This is a genomic window from Undibacterium sp. SXout20W, from assembly GCF_049340285.1.
Lineage (GTDB): Bacteria > Pseudomonadota > Gammaproteobacteria > Burkholderiales > Burkholderiaceae_D > Undibacterium.
This window is the reverse complement of sequence record NZ_JBMPPH010000046.1, coordinates 20,877-29,612: the sequence shown is the minus strand read 5'-3', so window position 1 is coordinate 29,612 and position 8,736 is coordinate 20,877. Positions and strand designations below refer to the sequence as shown.

The following is an 8,736-nucleotide window of genomic DNA, read 5'->3' as shown; positions in this document are numbered from 1 at the left end:
GGGTGAGATGTGTGTAGTTCATTATGCAATTTCGACTGGCCGGTCAAAAAGGCACAAATGCTATCGCATCTTGCCCTCATTAACCGGTACCGTTCATAAATTGCACTTCATCCTAGAATTCGCCTTACTTAATACTTACGGGTTGATTGTAAATAGCTCAAAAATTTTGTGTCGGTTTTTAACCTTTGTTCACCTGTTTAACGCGAAAAACAACGTGTGAGAAGTAGAATAAATTCCTTGCGGAAAGTTTTCTTTTTGCAGTCTATAAAATAGGGTAACAATCGATTGAAATTGCTCGTGATTAATGAAAAAAAATGACGAAAAAATGACGAAAAAATGGTTAAACAGTCACTTGAAAATTGCGCCAAAATTTAATGTGTTTTGCGTGTCAGATTCTTTTTTTCGATCAACATGCGCTAAAGCGAAATTTGATTTTAAGTTTGTTATTCATTCTCGCCCCATCAACATCCGAGATCAAACATTGACCATCAAAATGATCTAACGGGATGCCATCTGTTTTGAGTTTGCAGAAAATCTTCACAAAAGTTGGTGTATAAACAAATCAGTAGATGTAAGCTTGCCAGGAAATTGGGATTATTTTGTCTACATTAAATCTGCTGATTGCTGTTAATACTGACGACACAATAGGTAATCGACTCGAAGATAAATGTTGATTGTTGGGGTATTATCGAACCTTACATTTTCGATTGATTTGTTCAATCTACCAACTTTGTAGCGCGATGATGAATGCTGATGTTTCTCAAAATTTTCTGTATGTTGAAATTAAGTGCAGTGATGGCGAACTGCTCGCAGGTCATTTTTTTTCTTCGAAAGCCCCGGCAACTGGTTTGCCAGTATTGATTTGTCCGGCCACTGGCGTAAAGCAGCATTTTTATTTTCGTTTTGCGGCGTGGTTAGCGGCGCACGGGCGCGATGTGTTGGTCTTCGATTATCGTGGCATTGGATTATCTCTTCGAGGTGATTTGCGAACTTGTAAGGCGACGTTAGTCGATTGGGGCCAGAAAGATCAAGTTGCTGCGTTAGATTGGTTGCTTGCACGCACGGGGCATGAGAAGGTGGTCTTGCTAGGACACAGTGCTGGTGGCCAGATGATGGGCTTAATGTCCAATCATGAAAAAATTGCCGGTGTGGTTGGCGTGGCGGTGTCCACCGGATGGTTTTCTGGTATGCGTCTGGCTTTCAGAATAAAGGCAATGTGGGGGTTACTCTTTTTTGTTCCTCTTGGAATAAAATTGTTGGGGTATGAGCCTACGGCAATGATCGGCTTAGGCGAAGATCTTCCAGCAGGCGTTGCGCGGCAATGGGGTGAGTGGTGCGCAGCTGGAGGTTATGCGACAAATGCAACCCAGAGCATGCCTGATACCGATTATCATCAAAATGTACGTCTACCTTACGTTGTTTTTTATGCGGAAGATGATGACATTGCAAATGCAGTGACGGTGGATGATCTGATGTCGACTTTCCCTCACGCCGTAAAACAGGTTCATAGAATTAATCCAAACCAATTCGGCTTAAAAAAATTAGGCCATATCAGCTGGTTTCGCCGCTCCCATGAGGCGGTGTGGCCGCTACTTTATAGCGCAATCGAGACTATTTAGAGCGATCGATCTTGGCGATCTATCGCTGGTGGCGTTTGCTTCATCAAAAAAAATGGCTTATTTCGATGATGTGGCGCTTGCTAAACATGAATGAGGGCGCGTTAAAGTCGTCCACCGAAGTAAGCTGGTCTCCTTCCTTTATTTTGCGAGGAAATTAAACAAAAGGGTATTTACTCCCTTATTCATCGCATCTAAGTCCTTCCGGATATTCAATAATTACACCTGTGAATTTGCGTAAGTAAAGCAATTGTTGCTTTATGGAAATGACAGGAGTCGGCGATGGCCGAAGAAAGCGATCTCGAAAAAACCGAACCGGCCTCGTCGAAGCGCCTTGAGCAGGCGCGCGAAGAGGGTGATGTTCCGCGCTCTCGGGAGCTTTCCACCTGTGCGATTTTGTTCGCTGCTGGCGGTGCGTTTTGGGCGATGGGTGGCGGTCTGATTCATCAATTGCAGCAAACATTGATCGCTGGTTTGAGTCTTGAACGCAATGTCGCATTTGATTTCAATTTATTAATTACGCAGCTGGGCTCTAATTTACTTGGCGTATTAATGGCGTTTGCGCCACTGGCGGGTGTTTTTATCGTCGTTGCACTTGGTTCCCCGGTATTAATTGGCGGATGGCTTTTTAGCGCGAAATCGTTGCAACCGAATTTTGGACGACTTAATCCTATCTCCGGATTGGGGAACATGCTGTCGGTGCGCGCATTGGTTGAGTTAGTGAAAGCCATTGCTAAAACCATTTTGGTTGGAAGTGTCGCATGGGCTGTCATTTCAAGACAAAAGGAAGCCATTTTTAGTTTGCCGATGGAAGATGTCGCGAATAGCATTCCGCACGTTGGCCACATGCTGTTGGTCTGTTTTATCTCGATTGTGGGTGCTTTGGTGGCAATTGCGGCAATTGATGCACCTTATCAAATGTGGCAATACGCAAACAAGTTAAAAATGACTCGTCAGGAAGTTATTCAAGAGTCGAAAGAGGCCAATGGTAATCCGCAAATTAAAGCAAAAATTCGCCAGCAGCAAAGGGAAATGGCACGCCGGCGAATGATGGCGGAGATTCCGAATGCTGATGTGGTTGTAACCAACCCAACCCACTTTGCTGTGGCATTGAAATATACCCAAGGTGGCAATGGTGCACCTAAAGTCGTTGCAAAAGGGGCGGATGAGGTGGCAGCCAAAATTCGCGAGTTGGCAAAAGAAAATAATGTGCCTCTGTTAGAAGCACCTCCTTTGGCTCGTGCCCTATACAAACACACTGATTTGGGTGATGAGATTCCAGAGGCTTTGTATGGCGCTGTTGCCGAAGTTTTGGCGTACGTCTATCAGCTGCGCACATATCGCCGCGATGGTGGTAACCGACCTGAGGAACCTCGCGAATTGAATGTGCCAGAAGAATTAGATCCAAATAATCAATTAGGAGTCATTGAATGAATAGCCTGAAATTACCACTGTGGCTAAACGGACTCAACGGTCGCGCATTGGCCGCGCCACTGCTGATCATCTTGATGCTTTCGATGATGATTTTGCCTTTGCCGGCATTTGCCTTGGACATCTTTTTTAGTTTCAATATTGCGATCGCTATTATTGTTTTATTGACGAGTTTATATACCGTCAAACCTTTGGACTTTATGGTTTTTCCAACGGTATTGTTAGTGAGTACGATGTTACGTTTGTCATTGAATGTGGCATCAACGCGCGTCGTGTTGACCGAAGGACATACTGGTCCGGACGCTGCAGGTAAAGTGATCGAAGCCTTCGGTCACTTTTTGATTGGCGGCAACTATGCGGTTGGTATCGTCGTATTCGTTATTTTGACCATTATTAATTTTACGGTTGTGACCAAGGGTGCAGGTCGTATTGCTGAAGTGGGAGCTCGCTTTGCATTGGATGCGATGCCTGGTAAGCAAATGGCGATTGATGCCGATTTGAACGCGGGTTTAATTGCTGAGCAAGAGGCGCGTCGTCGTCGTACGGAGGTCGCTCAGGAAGCGGAGTTTTACGGCGCGATGGATGGTGCGAGTAAATACGTTCGTGGTGATGCAGTCGCTGGCATTATGGTCACGGTCATTAACATCGTCGGTGGTTTGGTCGTAGGCATGGTACAACATGATCTCGATTTTGCTGATGCGTTGAAAAACTATACGCTATTAGCAATTGGCGATGGCTTGGTGGCACAGATTCCATCGCTGATTATCTCAACTGCGGCGGGTGTCGTGGTATCGCGTGTGGCAAGTGATCAAGATATCAGCGGTCAGTTGATTGGTCAGTTATTTGCTAAGCCACAAGTGATGTTTATTACCGCGGCGATTGTTGGTGGCATGGGCATTATTCCAGGCATGCCGCATATCGCATTTGTGATGTTAGCGGCAATACTTGGCGGTTCTGGTTACCTTGTTCGCAAACGTAAAGAGCAGGCTGCTGAAGCACCCGCCGTCACAGAAGCGCCAGTGGCGCCAACCAGCGAAATGGAAGAGGCAACCTGGCAGGATGTGTTGCCAGTCGATACACTCGGACTTGAAGTTGGCTATCGCTTGATACCGCTGGTAGATAAAGCACAGGGTGGCGAGTTGCTGCGCCGTATCAAGGGCATTCGTAAGAAATTTGCACAAGAAGTTGGATTTTTGTCGCCGCCAGTGCATATTCGGGACAACCTCGAATTGAAACCGTCAGCCTACAAAATTGCACTCAAAGGTGTTGAAGTGGGTGTAGGCGAGGCGATGAATGGGCAGTTTTTAGCGATTAATCCCGGGATGGTAGCCGGTCCTTTGCCTGGCCCTGCAACGACAGACCCTGCTTTTGGTTTGCCAGCTGTGTGGATCGATGCAAGTATGAAAGAGCACGCACAGACCATGGGGTATACCGTCGTCGATGCTAGTACCGTGATAGCGACACACCTGAATCACGTCATTACAAGCCATGCCGCTGAGTTGTTAGGTCGCCAGGAGGTTCAGGCATTGCTTGATCACTTAGCTAAAGAGATGCCGAAAATGGTGGAGGACTTAATTCCTAAGTTGTTGCCATTGTCGACTCTGCAAAAAGTATTGCAAAATTTGTTGGTCGAAGGAGTTCATATCCGCGATATGCGCTCAATTATTGAAACACTATCTGAGCACGCAATTCATACCCAAGACGCTAATGAGCTGACTGCCTACGTGCGGGTTGTGCTGGGACGCGCGATTGTGCAGCAGATTTTCCCGGCAACGAATGAATTGACTGTGATGACCTTGGATAGTCGCCTTGAACGCTTGTTGATGCAGGCATTGAATACTGGCGGTGCGGATGGTTCAGGCATTGAACCAGGTCTGGCCGATACTTTGTCCAGTCAGGCTGAGATCGCGGCGAAGCATCAAGAGCAAATGGGGATTACTCCAGTGTTGTTGGTACCGGCGCCGTTACGTGCATTGTTATCCCGATTCTTACGCCGTACGTTGCCTCAGTTGAAAGTGTTGTCGCATGCAGAATTACCAGAAACAAAAACGATTAAAGTTACTAGTCTTGTGGGAGGTCAATCATGAACGTTAGAAAATTTACTGCCAATACGTCGCGAGAAGCGCTACGCATGCTGAGAGAGGCGCTTGGCGCCGATGCAGTAATTTTGTCTAACCGTAACGTAGACGGAAAAGTCGAAATTCTGGCCATGGAGGGTGAGGTTGCGAATGCCATTTCGCCATTGTCTTCGTCATCGGGCAGGGGATCTGCAACTGAGATTCCAGAAGTGCCACGAATTACACCGCCATTTCGGTCTGAATCAAAGCCGTTTTCTTCTCAGTCATATCAAGGTCGTGAGTCTGCGGGATTTGAGTCGCCAAAAGCCATTTCTCCTATCATTAGCGCAAACGAAATGTCTGACGTAATGAGTGAAATTCGCTCGATGCGTAGCATGCTAGAATCGCAACTAGCAGAGTTGTCGTGGACAAATACACAACAACGCCAACCGCATAAGGCTGAAGTATTGCGGGAAATGCTGGCGACCGGTTTGAGTGCGAGTTTGTCGCGGTTTATGATTGCCAAAATGCCCGAAAACGAAACAGTGCAGAGCGGCATAGAATGGATTAAAACGATCCTTGCTCGTAATTTATCGGCGATTGATAATGAGAGTGAAATTTTAGAAAAGGGCGGTGTTTACGCTTTAGTTGGGCCTACAGGTGTAGGTAAAACGACGACAACCGCGAAATTAGCGGCGCGCTGCGTCATGCGTCACGGTCCGTCCAAATTGGCGTTGATCACTACGGATGGCTACCGTATTGGCGGGTATGAGCAGTTGCGTATTTATGGCAAAATTCTTGGCGTGATGGTACACGCGGTTAAAGATGAAAGCGATTTGCGAATTGCTTTGTCTGAGCTCAAGAATAAACATACTGTTTTGATTGATACTGTGGGCGTGAGTCAGCGCGATAAAATGGTGACGGAGCAGGTGGCCATGCTTTCGGGGGCAAATTCGGAAGTTAAGCGCTTGTTATGCCTGAATGCGACGTCAACAGGAGAGACCTTGAGCGAAGTTGTGCGCGCCTATCAGGGAAGCGGTTTGGCGGGCTGTATTTTGACGAAGCTTGATGAAGCGGCGACGATTGGTGGGGCGCTAGATATAGCGATACGCCAAAAGCTCACTCTATATTACATTGCTAGTGGTCAGCGTGTTCCGGAGGATTTGCATGTCGCTAATAAAGAATACTTGATTGATCGCGCTTTCAAACTCAAACGAGAAACCGCAGCATTTAAATACCTTGATGAAGAGTTGCCTTTGTTGATGTCAGCCGCGGTGGCTTCTGGTAGTGGTAATTCATCTACTTCCAGAGAGGTGTCCTTTGGCTAATATCGACCAGGCAGAGGGCTTGCGGCGGATGTTGGCGACTCCTAAGCCACGAGTATTTACATTTTTGTCTGCACTTAAAGATGAGGAAAAAAGTGCGATGCTCGTTAACTTGGGAGTTTCTTTGGCGCGCCAGGGGCAACAAATTACGATATTGGATGCCCGATCTAGGCTCAATAGCGTTGGAGCATGGTTAAATGCGCAAAATGATATGAGCTTATTGGATGTCGCAAGACAACAGCGTACAATGCAGGAGGCCATTAAAATAGTGGCTGCTGGCTTGTCTGTGGCTGTATTGTCGCGCGAGTCAAGCATGTTGTCCGGACTGTCGGCCGAAACCTCGCGGCAACTCGCAAAGGTTTTTGATGTGGTTGCTCAGCGCGCCGATCTAGTGGTCGTTGATGTCAATGTCGACGAATACGACGCTTTTCCACTTGCGGCGCTAGATCATAGCGAGCTTGTGATTCAGGTGTCTTCAGACCCGGCAGCAATAAAAAATGCTTACGGCTTGATTAAGCGCCTGAGTAGCAGATTAGGTCGACGTTCATTTAGTATTTTGGTTTCTGGGGTATCCGAGAGGGAGGCAACTTTGATCTATACGAACATGGCGCAAGCTGCCAGTCGCTATCTTGCCGTACCTTTGAACTATATTGGATATGTACCGGAAGATGATCATGTCAGAAAGGCCGCTTGTTTGGGGCAATCGGTGATTGATGCTTTTCCAAAAGCACGTGCTTCAGTAGCTTTTTCTCGTTTGGCGACGCAACTCGTTCATTCTGCGCGTTCTGTTATGTCTTTTGAGGGTGTGCCTGAGCTTGGTGTCGGTCTCGGAATTTAATTTACTATGTACACCGCGAGCGGAAAATCAGATAAAAATTTTCTCCTGAGGGAGCACGCACCGCTGGTTAAGCGCTTGGCTTATCAGTTGAAGGCGCGCTTGCCTCCAAGTGTTGAGGTGGATGACCTTGTGCAGGCTGGCATGATTGGTCTGCTTGATGCCGTCAATCGCTATGAAGACACCCACGGTGCGCAGTTTGAAACCTATGCTGTACAGCGTATTCGCGGTGCTATGCTGGACGAATTACGTAATACTGACTGGTTGCCACGAGGTGTGCGCCAAAATATGCGCAAAATTGAGGCTGCGATGAACATATTGCAGCAAAAACTCGGACGACCGCCAACTGAAACAGAGGTGGCGAAATCACTCAAGTTAAGCCTTGGTGAATACCAAGATATGCTTGGTGATAATGGCGGCCATCAACTGGTGTACTACGAAGACTTTCATGACTCCGAGACCAAAGAGCACTTTTTGGATCACTATTGCTCTGACAGTTCAGGTGACCCTTTACAAGATTTGCTCAATGAAGATTTTCGGGATGCTGTGATCGGTGCCATCGATAATTTGCCCGAACGCGAAAAGCTGCTGATGGGTCTGTATTATGAGCAGGAGTTGAATCTGAAAGAAATCGGCGCCGTCATGGGCGTGTCTGAATCCAGGGTGTCTCAACTTCATAGCCAGGCAGTCGCCAGGCTCAGGGTTTATCTAAGGGAGAAAGCGTGGACTGGGCTAGCGTAATTGGGTTTCTACTCGTTGTTGTTGGAATCGGCGCTGGCCAACTGATGGAAGGCGGAAGCCTCGGATCATTACTGCAGCCAGCTGCCTTTGTCATTGTTGTAGTCGGTACGATTGGTGCTGTTTTGTTACAAAGTCGCATGAGTACCTTCAGGCGCGGATTAAACATGTTGCGCTGGATTATTTCTGAGCCGCCCGACAACAGCAGAAAAAATGTACAAGATGCCCTGGTGTGGAGTGTTGTTGCGCGGCGCGAAGGCTTTTTAAGTCTTGAACGATACATGAATGCCGCGAGTGACCCATTTATTAGCAAGGGTCTGCGACTGGTGATTGACGGCGTTGATCCCGTCAGACTCAAAGACATCCTTGATGTGGATATTTCATTGTTCGAAATTGAACAGCGCCAGGCAGCAAAGATTTGGGAATCGGCTGGCGGCTATTCTCCGACGATCGGTATTCTAGGCGCGGTTTTAGGATTAATTCATGTCATGGAGAACCTTTCAGATCCCGCAAAGTTGGGAGGGGGAATTGCTGTGGCCTTTGTGGCAACCATCTACGGTGTCGGTTTGGCTAACCTCCTGTTTTTGCCTGTCAGCCATAAATTAAAAGAAATCATTGGTAAAGAAGTCGTTCGTCGGGAAATGCTTTCAGATATTTTCTATAGCATTGCCTTGGGAGACAGTCCTCGTGTGGTTGAGGAGCGTGTTGCTAACCATAAAAACTAGGCATTCGAT

The 8,736-nt window shown here is 47.2% G+C and carries 7 protein-coding genes; all 7 read left to right on the top strand.

All coding sequences use genetic code 11. From position 1 onward, the window contains the following. Positions 1-740: 740 nt before the first annotated feature. Entirely contained in the window at positions 741-1,619 is an 879-nt protein-coding gene (locus ACO0K1_RS17255; RefSeq protein ID WP_423027960.1) for an alpha/beta fold hydrolase, read from the top strand. A 279-nt stretch (positions 1,620-1,898) separates the two neighbouring features. Beyond that, positions 1,899-3,050, top strand: coding sequence for a flagellar biosynthesis protein FlhB (gene flhB, locus ACO0K1_RS17250; RefSeq protein ID WP_423027958.1), 1,152 nt, complete (start codon positions 1,899-1,901; stop codon positions 3,048-3,050). Further along, a complete protein-coding gene (gene flhA / locus ACO0K1_RS17245) occupies positions 3,047-5,134 on the top strand; it encodes a flagellar biosynthesis protein FlhA (protein ID WP_423027956.1) in 2,088 nt (695 codons plus the stop codon). The genes flhB and flhA overlap by 4 nt, the downstream gene beginning before the upstream one ends. Continuing rightward, a complete protein-coding gene (flhF, locus tag ACO0K1_RS17240) occupies positions 5,131-6,432 on the top strand; it encodes a flagellar biosynthesis protein FlhF (protein ID WP_423027954.1) in 1,302 nt (433 codons plus the stop codon). Before flhA ends, flhF begins: the two co-directional genes overlap by 4 nt. Further along, a complete protein-coding gene (locus ACO0K1_RS17235; protein ID WP_423027952.1) occupies positions 6,425-7,267 on the top strand; it encodes a MinD/ParA family ATP-binding protein in 843 nt (280 codons plus the stop codon). The genes flhF and ACO0K1_RS17235 overlap by 8 nt, the downstream gene beginning before the upstream one ends. Positions 7,268-7,273: 6 nt before the next feature. Beyond that, the gene (locus ACO0K1_RS17230) at positions 7,274-8,005 is read left to right on the top strand and encodes an RNA polymerase sigma factor FliA (protein WP_423027950.1); all 732 of its coding nucleotides are present in this window, start codon (positions 7,274-7,276) and stop codon (positions 8,003-8,005) included. Next, positions 7,987-8,727 (top strand): flagellar motor protein, encoded by a 741-nt coding sequence (locus tag ACO0K1_RS17225; RefSeq protein ID WP_423027948.1) that lies wholly within the window; start codon positions 7,987-7,989, stop codon positions 8,725-8,727. Before ACO0K1_RS17230 ends, ACO0K1_RS17225 begins: the two co-directional genes overlap by 19 nt. Positions 8,728-8,736 lie beyond the last annotated feature (9 nt).

What these genes read in the sequence shown, in the direction of transcription:
- ACO0K1_RS17255 (WP_423027960.1), top strand. Translation starts at nt 741, where the DNA reads ATGATGAATGCTGATGTTTCTCAAAATTTTCTGTATGTTGAAATTAAG.
- flhB (WP_423027958.1), top strand. Translation starts at nt 1,899, where the DNA reads ATGGCCGAAGAAAGCGATCTCGAAAAAACCGAACCGGCCTCGTCGAAG.
- flhA (WP_423027956.1), top strand. Translation starts at nt 3,047, where the DNA reads ATGAATAGCCTGAAATTACCACTGTGGCTAAACGGACTCAACGGTCGC.
- flhF (WP_423027954.1), top strand. Translation starts at nt 5,131, where the DNA reads ATGAACGTTAGAAAATTTACTGCCAATACGTCGCGAGAAGCGCTACGC.
- ACO0K1_RS17230 (WP_423027950.1), top strand. Translation starts at nt 7,274, where the DNA reads ATGTACACCGCGAGCGGAAAATCAGATAAAAATTTTCTCCTGAGGGAG.